A 16,996-nucleotide genomic window follows, 5' to 3' on the forward strand; every position below is an offset into this window, starting at 1 on the left:
CCGGTCACGCCGCCATCGCCGGGCAGAGCGGCTCGCGGCACGCGAGGCCGTCCGATAGATCGCGGACGAACATCCGGCACGGCGCCGCGGCCTTACGGCCGACGCTGTAGCGGCGCACCACTTCGCCGGTCGCGCGGAAACCGAGCTTTTCGAGGACGCGCCCAGAGGCGGGGTTGTCGAGGAAGTGACCGGCGGTCAGCCGCTCCAGCCGCAATCCGTCCCGCGCCATGGCGATCACCGCCGAACCCGCCTCGGTGGCATAGCCGCGGCCCCAATGCGCGCGCGCGATCCAATAGCCGAGGTCGACCTCGCCATTGGCCATGCGCGCCAGGCCGATCACGCCCACCAGTTCCGGGGCGCGCGCGGTCCGGCGCAAGATCAGCAGGCTGGAATTGACGGGATCGACCGGCCGCTCCGCCACGAACGCCTCGGCGTCGGCCAGGCGATAGGGCCATGGCGCGGAGGCGAGGTTGCGGACGATCGTCTCGTCGGCGATGGCGCGGGCGAGCGCCGGGGCGTCTTCCGCCCAGCCCGGTCTCAACAGCAATCGATCTGTACGTGCGAACATGGCCGTCTTCCTCTTCGCTCCGGCCCCGGAGGAGCCGGCAGTGGGTCGAGGGAGACGTCAGGAGAGAGAGGAGGCGGTCCCTCTCCCTCGAATTTCCGGTTCTGTGTCGCTGAACCTGGGACCGCCCCTGCGGGACGATCCTTCCTCGATCGTCCCTATGCCTGTGCCGCTTGCTTAAACATGCAAATGGCACGCGCGCCGGTAAGCGCGATTACCGGCGTGCAGGTGCGGGTATAGGAACGGCGGGCGACCGGGCCGCGGCTGATCTCGGCAATGGCGGTGGCGAAAGCCATGACGGTCACCTTCCTTCGCCGCCGATGCTAACAGCAGCAGCGCCCATCATGCCAGCCCTTTTTTCAAGATGGGGTTAATGGGCCGTCATTCGGCCCGGTCGAGCCGCCACATGATGCTCTGTTCCAGCGGCGTCCAGAGGCCGGTGCGCACGCCGGCGGCGCGGAGGGCGCGGCCGGTCCATTCGTTGCAGGTTAGCAGCAGGCTGTAATGGCCGTTGGCTTCGTAGAACATGTCCCAGTCATTGTAGCCGCGGCCGAGCACGGGCATCGACGCCCCCGCCGCATCGCGCCGGAACGAGGCCTCGACGAACGCGACGAGCCGTCCGAACTCCTCCGGGCGGAGCCGCAGCGGTCGCTGGTGCGCGGCCGGTGCGGGCCGGTGGTCGTGCTCGACATGGAGCAGGGTCGGCCCCGCGCCGAAGCCGGCGGCGAGCGCGTTGTGAAGGGTGAGATCGCCCCAGGTCGGCGTGTTCAGATAGAACTCGCGGTTGCCGTAGCCGAACGCCGCATGATCGCCATAGCCGTAATGCGGATCGGCCAGATGCTCCGGCGGGATGGTCGCGCTCCAGTCCATCTGCTCGCTGACCTTGGGCATCAGGATCCAGGTGTGGACGCCGTTGGTGCGGATGAAGATCGTCACCCCCTCCTCCGGTTCGCGCCAGCCGGCATTGGCGGGGATCGCGCCGAGGATCGCGGCGGCGAGCAGATATACGAGCGGCAGCGACAGGAAGGTCGCGACCGCGAGCAGCAGCCCGCGCAGCCAACGCCTCGGCCGTCGCTTCGGCTTTTCGGGTTCCACGGCGTCCATCGCCTTGTGCTAGCGCGCGGGGCGGCCGACAACCAGAGCATGAGGACGCATCTCGAAGCGATCTTCCGCGCGGGCGTCGACGCCTGCCGGCCCGAGCCGCTGGTCGCCGCGGCGCTCCCGCCGCGCGCGCGCGGGCGGACGATCTGCCTCGCCATCGGCAAGGCCGCGCCGGCCATGGCGCGCGCGGTCGAGCGGGCGTGGGACGGGCCGCTCGAAGGGCTGGTGGTCGCGCCGCACGGAACGGCGGCGGGTTTGGACCGGCTGCCGCTCGTCGCGGCGGGCCATCCGGTTCCGGACGAGGCCAGCCTTGACGCGGCGACGCGGCTGCTCGCCCTCGCGCGCGGGGCGGGGCGGGACGACCTCCTCCTCTGCCTCCTGTCCGGCGGCGCCTCGGCGCTGGCCTGCCTGCCGGGCGAGGGATTGACGCTCGCGCAGAAGCAGCGGGTCACCCGCGACCTCCTCCGCTCCGGCGGGCCGGTGGCGGACATCAATTGCGTGCGCCGCCATCTGTCGCGGATCAAGGGCGGGCGCCTCGCCGCCGCCACCGCGCCGGCGAAGGTTCTGACCCTGGCGATCAGCGACGTGATCGGCGACCCGCCGGCCGACATCGGCTCCGGTCCGACGGTGGCCGATCCGACGACGCTGGCCGATGCGATGGACGTGCTTCGCCGCCATGGCGTCGATGCTCCCGATCGCGGCTGGTCGGAGACGATGAAGCGGGTCGGCGGCGACTATCGGGTCCTTGCCGGCAACCGCGACGCACTGCGGGCCGCGGCCGCGCAGGCCCGCCGCCTCGGCTACCGCCCGCAGATTCTCGGCGAGGTCGCCGGCGAGGCGCGGGAGGCGGGGCGCGCCCATGCTGCGCTCGCGCTCGCGGCGGCGCCCGGCACCGCGCTCATCTCCGGCGGCGAGCTGACGGTGACGGTGACCGGCCGCGGCGTGGGCGGTCCGAACCAGGAATATGCGCTCGCCGCCGCGATCGCGCTGGCCGGCCGCGAACATGTCGCCGGCCTTGCCGCCGACACGGACGGGATCGACGGGACGGGCGCCGCGGCCGGCGCCTTTTTCGGCAGCGGCGTGGCTGCGGAGGGGGCCGAGGCGGCGCTGGCCGACAATGACAGCGGCGCCTGGTTCGCCGCGCGCGGCGCGCTGTTCGTCACCGGCCCGACCGGGACCAACGTCAACGACTTGCGGATCCTCCTCACCGCCCGGTAGGAGCCGGTGCATGAGCGAATGGACGATCGGCATCATCGGCGGCTCCGGCCTCTACGCACTCGACGCGCTGGAGGAGGCGCAGTGGATCGCCGTCGACACACCGTGGGGACCGCCTTCTGACGAGCTGCTTGTGGGTCGGATCGAAGGCGTGAAGTTCGTCTTCCTGCCGCGCCACGGCCGCGGCCACCGCATTCCGCCGAGCCGGGTCAATGCCCGCGCCAACATCGACGCGCTGAAGCGCGCGGGATGCACCGATCTTCTCGCCATTTCGGCGATCGGATCGCTGCGCGAGGAACTGGCGCCCGGCCGGTTCGTCGCCATCGACCAGTTCGTCGACCGCACCTTCGCGCGCGAGAAAAGCTTTTTCGGCGAGGGGCTGGTCGCCCATGTTTCGATGGCCGATCCCGTCTGCCCGCGCCTCGCCGCGCTCGCCGCCGATGCGGCCGACAGGGCGGGTGCGGAGGTGACGCGCGGCGGCACCTATCTCGCCATGGAAGGTCCGCAATTCTCGACCCGCGCGGAGAGCGCGCTCTACCGGAGCTGGGGCTGCGACGTGATCGGCATGACCGCCATGCCGGAGGCAAAACTCGCCCGCGAGGCGGAGCTTCCCTACGCCCTGCTCGGCATGGTCACCGATTATGATTGCTGGCGGGAAGGCGAGGCGGTGGAGGTCGGCCAGATCCTCGCCCAGCTCCAGGCCAATGCCGACACCGCCCGGCGGACGGTGGTCGAGCTTGCCCGCCGCCTGCCGGCCGAGCGCCCGCCCTCCCCCATCGACACCAATCTCGACGTCGCGCTGATCACTCCGCCGGACGCGCGGGACCCGGCGCTGACCGCGCGGCTCGATGCCGTCTGCCGCCGGGTGTTCGGCCAAAGCTGAGGTTCAGGAAAAGCCGCGGGGCTGACCCGCTTCGGCACAGGCCGAAACGGCCGCTTGATGCGCGGGAACGCTCCGAGTCAAAGAACGCTTGCCCCGTCGACACAGCGGACAAAGGAGGCGTCATGATCCGGCAGCAGCGACAGGACTGGAAAGGAAGGCCGCTGTTCTACGCCGCGCTGGCGGCGATGCTGCTGCCCGCCGCGCCGGCGCCGCTGCCCGCGCAGGACCGGCCGTCCGCGTCGCCGGCGCGTGCCGCCCCCTCCTCCACCGCTTCCCGCATCGACGCGCGGACGGGCCACCCCGCCCGCCCGGCGGAGGTGATGCGGGTTCAGGTGCGCAGCGAACTGGCGATCGACCGCTGGCTGCGTCCGGGCGAATATGCCTGGAACGACGACGGCGTCCCGCCCGGCAAGACGGTGATCGTGGTGAACATCCGCGCGCGGGTGATGTCGGTTTATCGCGGCGGCATCGAGATCGGCCGGTCGAGCATTCTCTACGGCGCGGACGACAAGCCGACGCCGACCGGCACCTTCCCGATCCTGGAGAAGAAGCGGGACCATGTGTCCAACCTCTACAATGCGCCGATGCCGCACATGCTGCGCCTGACCTGGGACGGCATCGCGATCCACGGATCGCCCGAAGTGGCGGACGATGCCGCCACCCGCGGCTGCGTCGGCCTTCCCCGCGAGTTCGCGGCGCTCCTGTTCGGAGTGACGAAGGTCGGCGACGAGGTCGTGATCTGGAGCGGCCTGCCGAACGCCTGAGCCGCTCCCTTCGGCCGCGTCAGAGATCGACGCAGCTGGCGATGTTTTCGAGCTTGCGAATTCGCTCCTTGAGGTCGGCCATCTCGATCATGTCCATGGCGGGGCCGCGGCCCTCGGACTGACGGCGTCCGGCCAGTTCCATCTTCTTGAGGTCGAGCCAGCCCTGCCAGCCCTTGAGACCGGCGAAGACGGCGATCGACAGCGCGATCACTCCGAAGCTCGCCAGCGTCATCATCGTCAAAGGTTCGCTCATCTTCTCCTCCTTCCCCGGCGGCCCCGCTCAGCGCAGCCGCTCGATCTCCGCCGCGGTGCGGGCCGCAGGATCGGTCGCGATCCGCTCCAGCACCGCCAGCCTCTCGTGCAACTCGTCGATCTCACGGAGCCGGCGTGTCTCGTCGAGGCCGCGCGCGGCCGCCTCCTCCCGCGCCGCCAGCCGCTTTTCGCGCCGCGACCTCAGCAGGCTTTGCGCGAACCAGAGCAGCAGCGCTCCGAACATCATCCCCATTATGAATGCGGGTTCCGGCTCCATCATCTTGATCCCTGATCCTTTGGTCCCGGGGCCGCTCAGCGCAGCCGCTCGATCTCGTCGGCGAGCCGGCTGTTCTGGCTCAGCGTATAGGATTCGATCGTCTGCATCCGCTGGTCGAGCCGCCGGATGCGCTCCTTCGCCTCCCACGATGTCGAGCTGAGGTCGGACAGGTCATGCCGCCTCGCCGAACGGCCGGGCCGCGCGCCGCCGATGAAGGCGAGCACGAAATAAGCGATCACCGTCCAGGGCCAGCCGCCCGCCAGCGTTCCCACCACCAGCGCCACGCGCACGATCGTCGCGTCGATGCCGGTCGCTTCGGAGATCCCCGAGCAGACGCCGAGGAACTTTCCATTCTCCCGGTCCAGCGCGAATTTCCTGCCACGAAGCCTCATCATTTCCTCCTCGGCCTTATCTTTCTTTCTCGGTTCCGGTCAGGCGTCGCCGGTGCGGCGCCGCGCCTTCAGCGCCTCGAGCTCCGCTTCCACCTTTTCGGCGTTGCGCAGCTCGGCGATTTCCTCCTCCAGCGACTTGGGCGGGGCGCCGAGCGCCAGCGCGTCCGCTTCGCCTTCCGCGAAGTCCGCCCGGCGCTCCAGCACGTCGAAGCGGGAAAAGGCGTCCTCCACCTTCGGCCCGGCCAGCATCTCGCGCAGCCGGTAGCGGTTGTGGGCGCTTTCCATGCGGGTCATGATCGCGTTCTGCCGCGACCGCGCCTCGCGCAGCTTGTGCTGGAGCTTGGCAATGTCGGCCTCCGACGCGCGCAGCGATTCGTCGAGAACCTCGATCTCGACCTTCAGCTGATCGGCCATGTCCCCGGCCTTGCGCTTCTCGACCAAAGCCGCCTTGGCGAGGTCCTCGCGGTCCTTCGACAAAGCGAGTTCGGCCTTCTCTACCCAGCTGTCCTGCAGCCGCTCCAGCTTCGCGATCTGGCGCCGCATCTCCTTCTGATCGGCGATCACCCGGGCGGCCGAGGCGCGGACCTCGACCAGGGTCTCCTCCATCTCCATGATGATCATCCGGATCATCTTCGCCGGGTCTTCCGACTTGTCGAGCAGGTCGGTGACGTTGGCGGCGATGATGTCGCGGGTGCGAGAGAAGATACCCATCAGTACGGCTCCTTGAGGAATGACGCGGTAAGGCAGCGGCCGGGGATCAAGGGGGTGCGTCCCCCGGCCGCTGCCGGCGGATCAGGCGGTGGCCCGGTCCGTTGCCGCGGCTTCGGCGGCGGCCGCCGGTCCGCGGATGCCGTCGAAGGCATTGGCGGGGGCGACGGCGGCGCCGACGAAGGTGGTGGTGAGGATGAGGGCGCCCACCGCGGCGGCGGCGAGACGCTGGAATTCGATGCGATCGATGTTGAACATTGCCCTTGCTCCCTGAAATCCGTTGAACCTTCCGCCGCTGTCCGGCGGTATGCCCAAAGTTTTACAAGAGCCGTGCCAAACGCCGCCAAGCGCGGATTTCCGCCGAAAATTCGCTGATCGGGGCTTCAGAAGCAACAGCGGGCTTAGGGAACATGCGCCGCTTGTTGGCCAATTTCGCTATTCTTTGGGAGTAGCGGAATCGCCGTCCTTGGTCGGCGCATTGAAGTTGCCGCCGGTCTTCTTCTCGCCGAGCTGGCCGGTGCCGTGATATTCCATCCCGGTTTGCCCGCCATGTCCCATGAAGCCGCCGCCCGTTGCAGAGTCTTCCTTGCCGGCGTGGGGATTGGGATAGGCGCCGCCGCCGGACTGGCCGCCGCCGGAACGGCCGGCCTGATGCTCCGCTTCGGCTTCTTCGCGGGCGCTGGGCTTGGGATCGATGGTCATCGCGCTGTCCTCGGGCTTGTGCTCGGCACGTGAACCCGCCGGGATTGGACCCGGTTCCTTCGGCTCAGGCGAGGTCGCCCCTGCGTCGGCGGCGGCCGCTGTCGGGCCGCGTCACCTCGAGGATGCGCGCCCCGGCCATGAACACGGCGGCGGTGCAGGCGGCGAAGAGCAGCCAGCCCATCCAACCCGGGTAACTATCAAGATAGTGGCTGCCGCGATCGACGGCACCCAAGGCCAGAGCGTAGATGACGGCGAGAGCTTCCCACCTGGTCTTGATGACGAACAAACGTGCGATACGCCGGAACATGGTTTTCAAACAGGCAAGAAACGCGCCAGCGACGCGCTTTCAGGGCCTGCGAAGGTTAACGCGCAACCATTTGTAAACCATACCGACAGTTGCGCCCGCAATGCGACGGGTCGCGGCCTCGGGGGCTTGCCAGCGGCTGCGGGCACGTCTAGCTGCGGCCGCTGTCTTAATCTCGATCAAGGTTTTGCGGATGAGCGACCCTCAGGATCTTCGGGATCGGGCGGCAGGCTATCGCCGGCTCGCCGCGGAGGCGCGCGATCCGGACACCCGCGATTCACTGCTCGCGCTTGCTGCGGACTTCGAGACGGAGGCGGCCCGGCTGGAGGGACCTACCCCGCAGCCACCTGCCGTGGCCTGAGGCTCAGGCGACCAGCCTCACCTGGGTCCCGTCGAACGCCTGCGACTTGCTGTCCTTGTCGCAGATGTTGCGCACCTTGCTGTTGCCGCTGAAGGTGAGGCGGCGCGCGACGAGCTGCATGCATTCGGTCGTCATGCTGGTATTGCCGTTGAAGGTGAGGTGGGCGCGCGGGAAGTACATCCCGCCCTCCAGCTTCGATCCCGACGTGCCGTTGATCGTCATCGTGTTGAGCGCGGGCGCGCGCGGATCCTGGTAGAAGAGGACGCCGCCCCACGTGCCGCTGGCAGGCGCGGCGAGATCCATCACCGCCTGGCCGTGGATGCTGAGCCCCGCGGGCGAGCGGTTGGTGTTGGTGTTGGTGAAGATGATCGTGACGCCCTTGCCGATCACATTCGCCTGCGCGCCTAGGTTCAGGCTGTTCGGATTGTTGCCGTTTCCGCCGTTGATATAATAGACGCCCGGCTTCAGCGTGACCGGTCCGTTGATGTCGAGGCCGTTGAAGCAGACCGCCCCGTCGGCGGTGGCGGGTCCGATCTCCTCGCGCGTGCTGCTGGGGTTGATCTTGCGCTCCGCCTGGCAGTTGCTCGGCGACGGCAGCGGCAGGTCGGCGAAGGGGTTCGGCTGCTTCGGCGAATAAGGAAGCAAAGTCGTCGGCTGGACGTAGGAATTGCTCGCCGGCACGCCGCCGACCGCCATCAGCGGAGTCGCCGCGACGCTCGAACTGCCCGCCGCCGAAATGGCCGCGGTCGACCGGCTGTTGGTGGCGACGCCGCAGCCGAGATCGACGGTGGTGTTGCCGGTGAAGGTCACGCCGGTCTCGGTCGAATCCTCCAGCGCGATCATGCAGAACTTGCCGGTGACGGTCACCGCCGCCGTCGCTTCCACCCGAACGACCGGCGTCGTCGGCAGGAAATAGGCCATGAAACCGGTCGGCCGCTCGGAGGCGAGGACCACGCGAACGGCCTGCGGGTTGTTGGCGAACGGCCCTTCCTCCGGCGCGTTCTGGATCGACTGTTCGGACAGGGCGAGAGCGTTGTTGTAGGCAAGGTCGCGCTCGGCGGCGGCTTTGGCCGGCGCGCCCTGCACCCGGGCATGGGCGCCGGCCAGCGCGGCGCTGTCGGCCGCCCGCTGCAGCTGCCGCTTCCACAGGCTGAGCTGGACCGTATCGACGGCGAGGCCGGCCGAACCGATCAGCAGCGGCATCGAAAAGGCGCCGATCATCAGCGCGTTGCCGGTCTCGTTCCGCCAGATCGTGCGGAGGCGCCTCATCAGCGTCATCTTCCTCTCCTTGCGCGGGACAACAGGTCTCGGGTCCTGCCGGATAGGCGAAGCGGGGTTAGCGGTCCGTGGAGGGGAATGGTTAAGGAGCCGCCGGAAAAGGATTTTTCCAGCGCGGACGCGTGCGACTGCCGACCGGAAGCGGAACCGCCGACGCGGGCGGCGCTTTATGGGTGCGGGGGCGGCGACAGGGAGACGACATGGCCGACGACACCCCGCCCGCGCGCCAGAGCGGCGCCGACGGACCCACCGACATTCCCGCCCGAAGCTGGAAGGAGATCGCGCTCGCGACCTGGAAGGAGGCCGGCGAGGACAATCTCGAGCTGGTCGCCGCCGGCGTCGCCTTCTACGCCTTCCTCGCCTTCGTGCCGCTGCTCGCCGCCTTCGTGCTGAGCTATGGGCTGGTCGCCGATCCCGCGTCGGTCGTCGGCCATATGTCGACCCTCACCAACGTCATGCCGGAAAGCGCGGCCGAGATCATCGGCGAGCAGATGATGAACATGACGGAGACCGCCGGCGCCACCACCGGCTTCGCGCTGCTGCTCGCGATCGGCATCGCCCTATACGGCGCGATGCGCGGCGCGACGGCGATCATGACCGCGCTCAACATCGTCTACGATGCCGAGGAATCGCGTGGCATCGTGCAGCGTTACGCCATGGCGATCGCGATGACGCTGGGCGCCGTCATCTCGCTGCTGCTGGCGGTGCTCGCCATTTCGGCGCTGAACTTCGTGGAGGCGCTGCTTCCCGATCTCGGCGGCGTGGTTCACCTCCTGCTGCAGGTCGGCTTCGTCATCCTTGCCGCGGCGGCGGTGATCGCCCTGCTCGCCATGATCTACCGCTACGGACCGAACCGGCCGAACGCCAAATGGCGCTGGATCACGCCGGGATCGGTGATCGCCACCGTCGTCTGGCTGGCGGCCACTTTGGGCTTCGGCTTCTACGTGTCCAATTTCGGCAATTACAACGCCACCTACGGATCGCTCGGCGCGGTCGTCGTCTTCCTCACCTGGCTCTATCTCACCGCCTATATCATCCTGCTCGGCGGCGAGCTCAATTCCGAGCTGGAGGAGAAGGTCGGCGAAGAGGAAGTGCTCGAAGGCGGCGCGGCCCAGGCCGGTCCGCGGCCCAAGCAGCGCCTCGGCGGCACGGCACCGGCGGACGATGCCGCGCCGCGTCCACGGCGCGCGCTCGCCAATGATCAAGAGCAGGATCGCAGCTCCGGCATGGGCGCCGTGGTGGCGAAGATCGGCTTGTTCGCCCTCGTCGGCAAGCTGCTCGGCAGCGGCCGGGATCAGCGGAGCCGCCTCGCATGATCGGTGCCGTCATCTTCGACATGGACGGGACCCTCATCGACACCAACGATCTTCACGCCAAGGCCTGGCAGGAAGCGTTTCGCAAATTCGGCGTCGAGCTGGAATTCGAAGAGGTGCGGGCGCAGATCGGCAAGGGCGGCGACAATCTGATCCCGACCCTGCTGCCCGCCGAACTGGTGGAACGGTGCCGGCAGGAGATCGAAGACCATCGTTCCGAGCTGTTCCAGCGCGATTATCTGCCGCTCGCCGTGCCCTTCCCCGGCGTGCGTGCCCTGTTCGAACGGATCGTCGCCGATGGCCGCAAGGTGGTGCTCGCCTCCTCCGCCAAGGCGGCCGAGCTCGCTTATTACCGCAACCTGATCGGGGCGAGCGACCTCATCCACGCGGCGACGTCCAAGGATGATGTCGAAAGCTCAAAACCCTGCCCCGACATCTTCGAAGCCGCGCTCGGCAAGGTGGCTCCGCTCAAGGCCGACGAGGTGGTGGTGATCGGGGACAGCACCTGGGACGTGAAGGCGGCGGTGAAGATCGGCATACCGGTAATCGGCGTCCGCTGCGGCGGATTTCCCGAGGACGAGCTGCTGGAGGCCGGCGCTGCGGCGATCTATGACGGTCCGCAAGACCTTCTCGATCGCTACGAAAGCTGGATGGAATGACCGAGCCGCCCTTCACCTCCGCCGATTTCCACACCGTCATCCAGAAGCATATCGCGAACGCCGTCGCCTCGGCGATGGCGGACGCCAAACTCGGCTGGGACGAGATCGAGCCCTTCCTCGAGGCGGGTCGGCGGATCAGCCGCGCCGATTATGCGCGCGGCCCGAAGGTCCAGCTGCACGCCACCGCCGAGCGGGACGGCCTGCCGGTGGATGCCGACGAAGCCTATGTGGGCGTCACCATCGCCGACCAGCATGACGGCACGGCGTGGCTGTCGGAAACCTACTGGCTGTCGGACGTGGTGCTCGCGCGTCAGGACGCCGATCATGTCCGCGCATCGGTCCGCGCGCTGGAACGCACGATCGAAAAGCTCAACGCCTGGCTGGACGCCCGCCAGGGGGACGCCGTCTAGGCCTCCCGGCCCGCCGGGCGTTTCCGCCCCGCCTGTTCCTCGATCGATCCCGGCACGACCCATTGCGGTCCCCCGTCCGACGGCTGCGCCTGGCGCGCGCGCACCGCATCCTCCATCGCCTGCTCCGGCGTGTCGCGCCACGGCCCGATCAGAACCCGGGTCCGATATCTGAACTTGCGCACCTCGCCTCCTCCTCCCCCTGAAGTGACAGTCCGCCCGGCCGGTCAAGCATGTCGCGCCACGCCAAGAAATTTCCCGCTTCACGCGGGTTCGCCGCCTCGCTTAGGGTCGGCCGATGGGAGCGGCCGCGCGGGGGACGGGAGTGCGTATCGGGGACTATGTCGCGCGGGATTTCGGAACCTGGCCCGATCTCATCCGGTTGCAGGCCGAGGCGCGGCCGAACGCCACCGCGCTGGTCTGCGGCGACGGGCGACTCGATTATGCCGGCCTCGACGCGCGCGCCGACCGGATCGCGGCGGCGCTGCAGCGGGACGGGGTCGCTGCGGGAGCAGTCGCGGCAATCTGCGCGGCGAGTTCGATCGACTATGTCGCCGCCTTCGTCGGCATCCTGCGCACCGGTGCCGCGGCCTCGCCGCTGTCGCCTTCCGCCACGCCCGACCAGTTGCGCGCGATGCTCGCGGACAGCGGCGCGACTCACCTGTTCCTGGACGCGGAAACGGCGCCCTCGTTCGCGGGCACCGACGTTCGCCGCATCAGCCTCGGCGACCGCGCGGGAGGAGAAGCGATCGACGCCTGGATCGCGCCCGAAGGCGCGCGGCCGAGCCCGGTCGAGATCGCGCCGGACCAGCCGTTCAACATCATCTATTCGTCGGGCACGACCGGCACGCCCAAGGGCATCGTCCAGTCGCACCGGATGCGCTGGCCGCACGTCATTCCGGCCGATCCGCCGGGCTTCGGCCCGGATGCGGTGACGATCGTCTCGACACCGCTTTATTCGAACACCACCCTCGTCAGCCTGATTCCGACCCTGGCAGGCGGGGGCACGGCGGTGCTGATGCCGAAATTCGACGCACGCGGCTTCCTGGCGCTGTCGGAGCGGCACCGGGCGACCCACGCCATGCTGGTCCCGGTCCAGTACCGGCGCATCCTCGACCTTCCGGACTTCGACCGCTTCGACCTCGCGAGCTACCAGCTCAAATTCGCCACTTCCGCCCCCTTGCCGGCCGAGCTCAAGGCCGAGGTGCTGCGGCGATGGCCGGGTGGGCTGGTCGAATATTACGGCCTGACCGAAGGCGGCGGCACCTGCATGCTGGTGGCGCACCGCCATCCCGACAAGCTCCATACGGTCGGCCAGCCACTGCCCGGCCACGACATCCGCGTGATCGGCGAGGACGGGCGCACGCTGCCGCCCGGCGAGGTCGGGGAGGTGGTCGGCCGGTCGCGCTCGATCATGAACGGCTATCACAACCGCCCGGAGCAGACGGCCGAGGCCGAATATCGCGGCCCGGGAGGCGAGCGCTTCATCCGCACCGGCGATCTCGGCTTCTTCGACGCGGACGGCTTCCTGACGCTGATCGGCCGGCGCAAGGACATGATCATCTCGGGCGGGATCAACATCTATCCGGCCGACCTCGAAGCAGCGCTCGCGGCAAGTCCCGCGGTGCGGGAAGCGGCGGTGGTCGGGGTTCCGTCGCGCGACTGGGGCGAGACGCCGGTCGCCTTCGTGACGCTCGCGCCGGGCGCCGACGCCGATCCGGAAAGCTTGCGTGCCGCCGCCAACGGGCGGCTCGGCAAGATGCAGCGCATCGCGGCGGTGCGGATCATGGACGAGCTTCCGCGCAGCGCGATCGGCAAGGTCCTGAAGCGCGAGCTGCAGCAAATCTGGAAGGACGAGGCGCGGATATGAAGATTCTCGCCGATGTCCTTTCGCTGGAGCCGCTCGCCGACGGCCGCTTCCGGGCCGGAACGCCTCATGGCGAGGAACGGCGGATCTTCGGCGGCCAGCTGATCGCCCAGGCAGTGGTCGCCGCCGCCCGCACCACCGACAAAGCCCACTGCAACTCGCTCCACGCTTATTTCGTCGCCGCGGGCGACCTGAAGCGCCCGCTCATCCTAGACGTCGCGCGGGTTCGCGACGGCCGCAGCTTCGCCGCCCGGCAGGTCGAGGTGACGCAGGAGGACCGGCTGGTCTTTTCCGCCGCCCTTTCCTTCCATGGCGGCGATCCGGGACCCGCGCACCAGGTCGACATGCCGGACGTGCCCGCGCCCGAGACGCTGGAGGACCAGCGCGAGGTGCGCCGCCGCAACGCCGCGGCAAAGGGCGGGACCGGCAAGGCCTTTTCGGCAGAGCAGATGATCGACGCGCGCCCGGTCGAGCAGCCGGTCGGACGCGAGCGGGGCATCGAAGGCCGCCGCTGCCTCTGGTTCCGGTCCCGCGCGCCGCTCGGCGAGGACGCCGTCCTCCACCAGGCGGCGATCGCCTACGCCTCCGACATGGGGCTCGTCCATGTGGGCCTGCGCCCGCACATGGAGCTCGGCGACGGCGCCCCGCTCGACACGGCGAGCCTCGACCATGCCATCTGGTTCCACCGCCCCGCCCGGGCGGACCAATGGCTGCTCCATGTCGAGCGCAGCCCGATCGCGGCCGACGGGCGCGGCCTCTCCTTCGGCACCATCTACACGCGCGACGGCGAACTCGTCGCTTCGGTCGCGCAGGAGATATTGGTGCGCTGGAAGGCGGGCGGCTGAACAGCACGCCGTCGCCGCGCCTTACTCGAACAGCGTCCTCAGCTCCTTCTTCAGGATCTTGCCGTTGGCGTTGCGCGGCAGCATTTCGCTCGAGAAGAGGATCCGTACCGGCGTCTTGAAGATAGCGAGCCGCGCGCGCACCCAGGCCTTCAGTTCCTCCTCGCTAGACTCCGCGCCGGGCGCGAGGTGGACGACCGCCGCCGGCTCCTCGCCGAGCGTGCGGTGGGGGATGCCGACCAGAGCCGCGTCCGTGACCGCCGGATGGGCGTAGAGGACATTCTCGACCTCGGTCGAATAGATGTTCTCGCCGCCGCGGATGATCACGTCCTTGGCGCGGTCGGCGATGAAGCAGAAGCCTTCCTCGTCGATCCAGGCTAGGTCGCCGGTGCGCACCCAGCCGTCGATGAACGTTTCGGCGGTCGCGTCCGGCTTGTTCCAATAGCCCTTCCCGATCTGAGGCCCCCGCGCCCACAGCTCGCCCACCTCGCCGCGCGGCAGCTCGCGCCCGTCCTCGCCCGTCACCTTGAGGTCCGACACCGGCACCGGCGGGCCGCAACTTTCGGGGCGGTTGAGATAATCCTCGCCGACATGGCTGGTGACGGTGGCGGTGGTCTCCGTCATGCCCCAGCCATTGCCCGGCAGCGCGCCGAATTCCTGATAAATCCGCCGCACCAGCTCCGGCGCCGACGGCGCGCCGCCATAAGCGATGCTCTCGAGCGAGCAGAGATCGAAGCGGTGCCGCTCGGGATGCTCCAATATCTGCCAGGCGACGGTCGGCACGCCGCCGGTGACGTTGACCCGCTCCCGCTCGATGATCTCCATCGCCTTCACCGGGTCCCATTTCTTCATGTAGATGCTGGTGTGGCCGGCGGCCATCTGCACCATCATGCCGGCGCTGCAGGCGGTGGCGTGGAACAAAGGAATGACGGTAAGGCTCACCTTCGGCGCGGGAGCGGGCACCGGCTCGCCCCGGCGCAGGAAGGCGCGCGCGGTGCCGTATCCGACGGAGAGGATGTTGGTGAGGAAATTGCGGTGGGTGCCGAGCGCGCCCTTGGGATGGCCGGTGGTGCCGCTGGTGTAGAGGATGGTCGCCTCGTCGTCGGGATGGAGGTCCGCCGCCGGCAGGTCCGCGTCGGGCAATTGCGCCCAATCCTCGGCGCGTCCGATCAGCTCCTCCAGCCGCTCCGCGCCCTCCAATGCCTCTCCAGCGCGGCTTACGATCGCGCTTTCGAGAGCCGGCAGCGCCGGGCGGTGCGGGGCGATCCGCTCCCATCGTGACGCATCGGCGATCAGCAGCTTCGCGCCCGAATCCGAGAGGCCATATTCCAGCTCCGCGCCCGTCCACCAGGCGTTGAGCGGCACCAGGATGGCGCCGAGCGCGGTAACGGCGAAAAAGGTGACCGGCCATTCGGGAAGGTTCGCCATGGCGAGCGCCACCCGGTCGCCCTTGCCGATCCCCCGCCGCCGAAGCTCGACCGCGAGCGCCGCCATGGCGCGGAAGGCGGCGTCGTAGCTGATCCGCTCGCCTTCGTAGATCGTCATCAGCCGTGGCCCGTGGCCGCGGGCATGACGGGCAAGCGCGGCGAGCGTCGGCGGCGCGTTCTTCCACACGCGGGTCGGAATGCCGCGGATCACCGCCTCGTCCATCTCGAACCGTTGGCCCGGCGCGGTCAGCAGCGCCTCGGCTTCGGCCAGGCTCATCTTCGGCCAGCCCGGCGGGATCACGATCACGGCCTCGCCTTCATCTCGCGGGCGAGATGGACCCGCGCCCGCCAGAAGAACCAGGCCGGGATGAGGCCGAGCCAGGCGGCACCGAACAGCACCCAGCGCACGCTCTCCTCCCCCGCCATCGGCCGGACGCCGTCCGACAACATGCCGAAGAAGAGCGGCCCCAGGCCGAGGCCGATCAGATTCTGCGCGAACAGCATTACCGCCGTCGCCATCGCCCGCGCCTGCGGCGCCACCAGCCCCTGCACGCAGGCGAAGGTCGGGCCGTAATAGAAGTTGTTGAGCACCGCCGCGACGACGATCAGGACGAGGCCGAGCAGCCAGTCCTGCGACCAATAGCCGACGAACAGGATCGGCGCCGCCACCAGCATGCCGATCGCGGGCGCGGTCACGATGTGGCGCGGATCGCGCCCGCCGAAGCGGTCGGCGAGCTGGCCGCCGGCCCAGGTGCCGAGCATGGTCGCGACGCCGACGCCGATGCCGAGCCAGAGGCCGGTCTGGCCGGGCGAAAGGCCGTGGGTGCGAATGAAGAAGATGGTCGTCCACACCGTCTTGCCATAAGCGAGGAAGGCGACCAGCGACGCGGCGATGATGAGGTTCACCAGCGCCTTGGAGCGTCCGATCTCCGCGAGCGCGGCCTTGAGCCCCATCCGGTCGGGCGCGGCCGGGCTGGCGCCGGTGATCGGACCCGCGATCCGCCGCGGCTCCTTCAGGATGAACGGCAGCGCCAGCGCCAGCAGCACGCCGGGCGCCCCCGCCACGAAGAAGGCGACCCGCCAGCCATAGGCATCGGCGAGCAGCCCGCCCATCACCATGCCGACGAGGCCGCCGATCGGAATGCCGAGGCCATAGAAGGCGATGGCGGAGGAGCGCTTGGCGGGCGGCACGGTGTCGGAGATCAGCGAATGGGCGGCGGGCGTGCACCCCGCTTCGCCGACGCCGACGCCGACCCGGGCCAGCAGCAGCTGGACGAAATTCTGGGCCAGGCCGCAGACCGCCGTCATCGCCGACCAGAAAGCGAGCGAGACGGAAATGAGGCCGACCCGGCTCGTCTTCGGATTGTCGGCGTAGCGGGCGATCGGGATGCCGAGGAAGGTGTAGAACAAGGCGAAGGCGAGGCCGGTCATCAGCCCGATCTGCGTGTCGGACAGGCCGAGCTCCTGCTTGATCGGCTCGGCGAGGATGTTGACGATCTGCCGGTCGAGGAAATTCAGGATGTAGACCAGAAGCAGGATCCACAGGACGACGCGGGGCGGCGTGCCGACGATGGGTGCGCTGCGCGCGTCCGTGGCAGTGGCCATACGCTTACTCCTGGATGATGCTTCTTTGTCGAAGCTTCCAGATCGCGGGGTGGCGGTCAATCGTGCATCTGCTA

General features: G+C 69.0%; 23 protein-coding genes. 9 read left to right on the top strand and 14 right to left on the bottom strand.

Going from position 1 to position 16,996, the window contains the following annotated elements; all coding sequences use genetic code 11:
* Positions 1 to 4: 4 nt before the first annotated feature.
* The 3 genes from ACK4K7_RS13660 to ACK4K7_RS13670 form a co-directional block, all read right to left on the bottom strand.
* Positions 5 to 568: a GNAT family N-acetyltransferase gene (locus tag ACK4K7_RS13660; RefSeq protein WP_431866823.1), complete on the bottom strand. Its 564-nt coding sequence runs from the start codon at positions 566 to 568 to the stop codon at positions 5 to 7.
* Between the two features lie 155 nt (positions 569 to 723).
* The gene (locus tag ACK4K7_RS13665) at positions 724 to 861 is read right to left on the bottom strand and encodes a hypothetical protein (protein WP_431866824.1); all 138 of its coding nucleotides are present in this window, start codon (positions 859 to 861) and stop codon (positions 724 to 726) included.
* 85 nt (positions 862 to 946) lie between these two features.
* The gene (locus tag ACK4K7_RS13670) at positions 947 to 1,669 is read right to left on the bottom strand and encodes a TIGR02117 family protein (protein WP_431866825.1); all 723 of its coding nucleotides are present in this window, start codon (positions 1,667 to 1,669) and stop codon (positions 947 to 949) included.
* Positions 1,670 to 1,708: 39 nt separating this feature from the next.
* On the opposite strand from ACK4K7_RS13670, the gene ACK4K7_RS13675 reads away from it, so the two are divergent.
* From ACK4K7_RS13675 to ACK4K7_RS13685, 3 genes are all read left to right on the top strand, one after another.
* Positions 1,709 to 2,884 (top strand): glycerate kinase type-2 family protein, encoded by a 1,176-nt coding sequence (locus ACK4K7_RS13675; RefSeq protein WP_431866826.1) that lies wholly within the window; start codon positions 1,709 to 1,711, stop codon positions 2,882 to 2,884.
* Between the two features lie 10 nt (positions 2,885 to 2,894).
* Complete coding sequence (locus ACK4K7_RS13680) at positions 2,895 to 3,764, top strand: S-methyl-5'-thioadenosine phosphorylase (RefSeq protein WP_431866828.1); 870 nt, start codon at positions 2,895 to 2,897, stop codon at positions 3,762 to 3,764.
* 122 nt (positions 3,765 to 3,886) lie between these two features.
* A complete protein-coding gene (locus tag ACK4K7_RS13685; protein WP_431866830.1) occupies positions 3,887 to 4,528 on the top strand; it encodes a L,D-transpeptidase family protein in 642 nt (213 codons plus the stop codon).
* 19 nt (positions 4,529 to 4,547) lie between these two features.
* On the opposite strand, the gene ACK4K7_RS13690 is transcribed toward ACK4K7_RS13685, so the two are convergent.
* The 7 genes from ACK4K7_RS13690 to ACK4K7_RS13720 form a co-directional block, all read right to left on the bottom strand.
* The gene (locus tag ACK4K7_RS13690; protein ID WP_431866831.1) at positions 4,548 to 4,781 is read right to left on the bottom strand and encodes a hypothetical protein; all 234 of its coding nucleotides are present in this window, start codon (positions 4,779 to 4,781) and stop codon (positions 4,548 to 4,550) included.
* A 27-nt stretch (positions 4,782 to 4,808) separates the two neighbouring features.
* Positions 4,809 to 5,027: a hypothetical protein gene (locus ACK4K7_RS13695; RefSeq protein WP_431866951.1), complete on the bottom strand. Its 219-nt coding sequence runs from the start codon at positions 5,025 to 5,027 to the stop codon at positions 4,809 to 4,811.
* 65 nt (positions 5,028 to 5,092) lie between these two features.
* Positions 5,093 to 5,452, bottom strand: a complete 360-nt coding sequence (locus ACK4K7_RS13700; RefSeq protein WP_431866832.1) for a PspC domain-containing protein — start codon at positions 5,450 to 5,452, stop codon at positions 5,093 to 5,095.
* 36 nt (positions 5,453 to 5,488) lie between these two features.
* The gene (gene pspA / locus ACK4K7_RS13705; protein WP_431866834.1) at positions 5,489 to 6,160 is read right to left on the bottom strand and encodes a phage shock protein PspA; all 672 of its coding nucleotides are present in this window, start codon (positions 6,158 to 6,160) and stop codon (positions 5,489 to 5,491) included.
* An 81-nt stretch (positions 6,161 to 6,241) separates the two neighbouring features.
* Complete coding sequence (locus ACK4K7_RS13710) at positions 6,242 to 6,415, bottom strand: hypothetical protein (protein ID WP_431866836.1); 174 nt, start codon at positions 6,413 to 6,415, stop codon at positions 6,242 to 6,244.
* A gap of 177 nt (positions 6,416 to 6,592) precedes the next feature.
* Positions 6,593 to 6,859, bottom strand: a complete 267-nt coding sequence (locus tag ACK4K7_RS13715; RefSeq protein WP_431866837.1) for a hypothetical protein — start codon at positions 6,857 to 6,859, stop codon at positions 6,593 to 6,595.
* Between the two features lie 64 nt (positions 6,860 to 6,923).
* A complete protein-coding gene (locus tag ACK4K7_RS13720) occupies positions 6,924 to 7,166 on the bottom strand; it encodes a hypothetical protein (protein ID WP_431866839.1) in 243 nt (80 codons plus the stop codon).
* 190 nt (positions 7,167 to 7,356) lie between these two features.
* Here ACK4K7_RS13720 and ACK4K7_RS13725 point away from each other — a divergent pair, with 190 nt between their 5' ends.
* Positions 7,357 to 7,524, top strand: a complete 168-nt coding sequence (locus ACK4K7_RS13725; RefSeq protein ID WP_431866841.1) for a hypothetical protein — start codon at positions 7,357 to 7,359, stop codon at positions 7,522 to 7,524.
* Positions 7,525 to 7,527: 3 nt separating this feature from the next.
* On the opposite strand, the gene ACK4K7_RS13730 is transcribed toward ACK4K7_RS13725, so the two are convergent.
* Positions 7,528 to 8,802, bottom strand: coding sequence for a pilus assembly protein TadG-related protein (locus tag ACK4K7_RS13730; protein ID WP_431866842.1), 1,275 nt, complete (start codon positions 8,800 to 8,802; stop codon positions 7,528 to 7,530).
* Positions 8,803 to 9,002: 200 nt separating this feature from the next.
* Here ACK4K7_RS13730 and ACK4K7_RS13735 point away from each other — a divergent pair, with 200 nt between their 5' ends.
* Genes ACK4K7_RS13735 through ACK4K7_RS13745 form a run of 3 tightly spaced genes read left to right on the top strand, consistent with a single transcriptional unit; the run spans position 9,003 to position 11,184 of the window.
* Positions 9,003 to 10,118 carry a YihY/virulence factor BrkB family protein gene (locus ACK4K7_RS13735; protein WP_431866844.1) on the top strand — a complete coding sequence of 372 codons (1,116 nt, stop codon included), beginning with the start codon at positions 9,003 to 9,005 and terminating at the stop codon, positions 10,116 to 10,118.
* The gene (locus ACK4K7_RS13740) at positions 10,115 to 10,774 is read left to right on the top strand and encodes an HAD family hydrolase (RefSeq protein WP_431866845.1); all 660 of its coding nucleotides are present in this window, start codon (positions 10,115 to 10,117) and stop codon (positions 10,772 to 10,774) included. Before ACK4K7_RS13735 ends, ACK4K7_RS13740 begins: the two co-directional genes overlap by 4 nt.
* A complete protein-coding gene (locus ACK4K7_RS13745; protein ID WP_431866846.1) occupies positions 10,771 to 11,184 on the top strand; it encodes a hypothetical protein in 414 nt (137 codons plus the stop codon). Before ACK4K7_RS13740 ends, ACK4K7_RS13745 begins: the two co-directional genes overlap by 4 nt.
* On the opposite strand, the gene ACK4K7_RS13750 is transcribed toward ACK4K7_RS13745, so the two are convergent.
* Complete coding sequence (locus ACK4K7_RS13750) at positions 11,181 to 11,366, bottom strand: hypothetical protein (protein WP_431866848.1); 186 nt, start codon at positions 11,364 to 11,366, stop codon at positions 11,181 to 11,183. The genes ACK4K7_RS13745 and ACK4K7_RS13750 overlap by 4 nt on opposite strands.
* A gap of 140 nt (positions 11,367 to 11,506) precedes the next feature.
* Between ACK4K7_RS13750 and ACK4K7_RS13755 the strand changes: the two genes are divergently transcribed.
* Both ACK4K7_RS13755 and ACK4K7_RS13760 read left to right on the top strand, forming a co-directional pair.
* A complete protein-coding gene (locus ACK4K7_RS13755) occupies positions 11,507 to 13,051 on the top strand; it encodes a class I adenylate-forming enzyme family protein (protein ID WP_431866850.1) in 1,545 nt (514 codons plus the stop codon).
* A complete protein-coding gene (locus ACK4K7_RS13760; protein WP_431866852.1) occupies positions 13,048 to 13,893 on the top strand; it encodes an acyl-CoA thioesterase in 846 nt (281 codons plus the stop codon). Before ACK4K7_RS13755 ends, ACK4K7_RS13760 begins: the two co-directional genes overlap by 4 nt.
* Before the next feature lie 21 nt (positions 13,894 to 13,914).
* On the opposite strand, the gene ACK4K7_RS13765 is transcribed toward ACK4K7_RS13760, so the two are convergent.
* Both ACK4K7_RS13765 and ACK4K7_RS13770 read right to left on the bottom strand, forming a co-directional pair.
* Positions 13,915 to 15,594: a class I adenylate-forming enzyme family protein gene (locus tag ACK4K7_RS13765; protein ID WP_431866945.1), complete on the bottom strand. Its 1,680-nt coding sequence runs from the start codon at positions 15,592 to 15,594 to the stop codon at positions 13,915 to 13,917.
* A 26-nt stretch (positions 15,595 to 15,620) separates the two neighbouring features.
* Complete coding sequence (locus ACK4K7_RS13770) at positions 15,621 to 16,922, bottom strand: spinster family MFS transporter (protein WP_431866853.1); 1,302 nt, start codon at positions 16,920 to 16,922, stop codon at positions 15,621 to 15,623.
* Positions 16,923 to 16,996 lie beyond the last annotated feature (74 nt).

Origin of the sequence: Allosphingosinicella sp. (genome assembly GCF_046295735.1) — a bacterium.
In the GTDB taxonomy this organism is placed as follows: domain Bacteria; phylum Pseudomonadota; class Alphaproteobacteria; order Sphingomonadales; family Sphingomonadaceae; genus Allosphingosinicella.

Excerpts from the sequence above, each read along its gene's own strand:
- ACK4K7_RS13690 (WP_431866831.1), bottom strand. The coding sequence starts at position 4,781 with ATGAGCGAACCTTTGACGATGATGACGCTGGCGAGCTTCGGAGTGATC.
- ACK4K7_RS13770 (WP_431866853.1), bottom strand. The coding sequence starts at position 16,922 with ATGGCCACTGCCACGGACGCGCGCAGCGCACCCATCGTCGGCACGCCG.
- ACK4K7_RS13660 (WP_431866823.1), bottom strand. The coding sequence starts at position 568 with ATGTTCGCACGTACAGATCGATTGCTGTTGAGACCGGGCTGGGCGGAA.
- ACK4K7_RS13710 (WP_431866836.1), bottom strand. The coding sequence starts at position 6,415 with ATGTTCAACATCGATCGCATCGAATTCCAGCGTCTCGCCGCCGCCGCG.
- ACK4K7_RS13700 (WP_431866832.1), bottom strand. The coding sequence starts at position 5,452 with ATGATGAGGCTTCGTGGCAGGAAATTCGCGCTGGACCGGGAGAATGGA.
- ACK4K7_RS13670 (WP_431866825.1), bottom strand. The coding sequence starts at position 1,669 with ATGGACGCCGTGGAACCCGAAAAGCCGAAGCGACGGCCGAGGCGTTGG.
- ACK4K7_RS13665 (WP_431866824.1), bottom strand. The coding sequence starts at position 861 with ATGGCTTTCGCCACCGCCATTGCCGAGATCAGCCGCGGCCCGGTCGCC.
- ACK4K7_RS13765 (WP_431866945.1), bottom strand. The coding sequence starts at position 15,594 with ATGAGCCTGGCCGAAGCCGAGGCGCTGCTGACCGCGCCGGGCCAACGG.
- ACK4K7_RS13695 (WP_431866951.1), bottom strand. The coding sequence starts at position 5,027 with ATGATGTTCGGAGCGCTGCTGCTCTGGTTCGCGCAAAGCCTGCTGAGG.
- ACK4K7_RS13715 (WP_431866837.1), bottom strand. The coding sequence starts at position 6,859 with ATGACCATCGATCCCAAGCCCAGCGCCCGCGAAGAAGCCGAAGCGGAG.
- ACK4K7_RS13760 (WP_431866852.1), top strand. The coding sequence starts at position 13,048 with ATGAAGATTCTCGCCGATGTCCTTTCGCTGGAGCCGCTCGCCGACGGC.
- ACK4K7_RS13735 (WP_431866844.1), top strand. The coding sequence starts at position 9,003 with ATGGCCGACGACACCCCGCCCGCGCGCCAGAGCGGCGCCGACGGACCC.
- ACK4K7_RS13680 (WP_431866828.1), top strand. The coding sequence starts at position 2,895 with ATGAGCGAATGGACGATCGGCATCATCGGCGGCTCCGGCCTCTACGCA.
- ACK4K7_RS13675 (WP_431866826.1), top strand. The coding sequence starts at position 1,709 with ATGAGGACGCATCTCGAAGCGATCTTCCGCGCGGGCGTCGACGCCTGC.
- ACK4K7_RS13730 (WP_431866842.1), bottom strand. The coding sequence starts at position 8,802 with ATGACGCTGATGAGGCGCCTCCGCACGATCTGGCGGAACGAGACCGGC.
- ACK4K7_RS13725 (WP_431866841.1), top strand. The coding sequence starts at position 7,357 with ATGAGCGACCCTCAGGATCTTCGGGATCGGGCGGCAGGCTATCGCCGG.
- ACK4K7_RS13720 (WP_431866839.1), bottom strand. The coding sequence starts at position 7,166 with ATGTTCCGGCGTATCGCACGTTTGTTCGTCATCAAGACCAGGTGGGAA.
- ACK4K7_RS13685 (WP_431866830.1), top strand. The coding sequence starts at position 3,887 with ATGATCCGGCAGCAGCGACAGGACTGGAAAGGAAGGCCGCTGTTCTAC.
- pspA (WP_431866834.1), bottom strand. The coding sequence starts at position 6,160 with ATGGGTATCTTCTCTCGCACCCGCGACATCATCGCCGCCAACGTCACC.
- ACK4K7_RS13745 (WP_431866846.1), top strand. The coding sequence starts at position 10,771 with ATGACCGAGCCGCCCTTCACCTCCGCCGATTTCCACACCGTCATCCAG.
- ACK4K7_RS13740 (WP_431866845.1), top strand. The coding sequence starts at position 10,115 with ATGATCGGTGCCGTCATCTTCGACATGGACGGGACCCTCATCGACACC.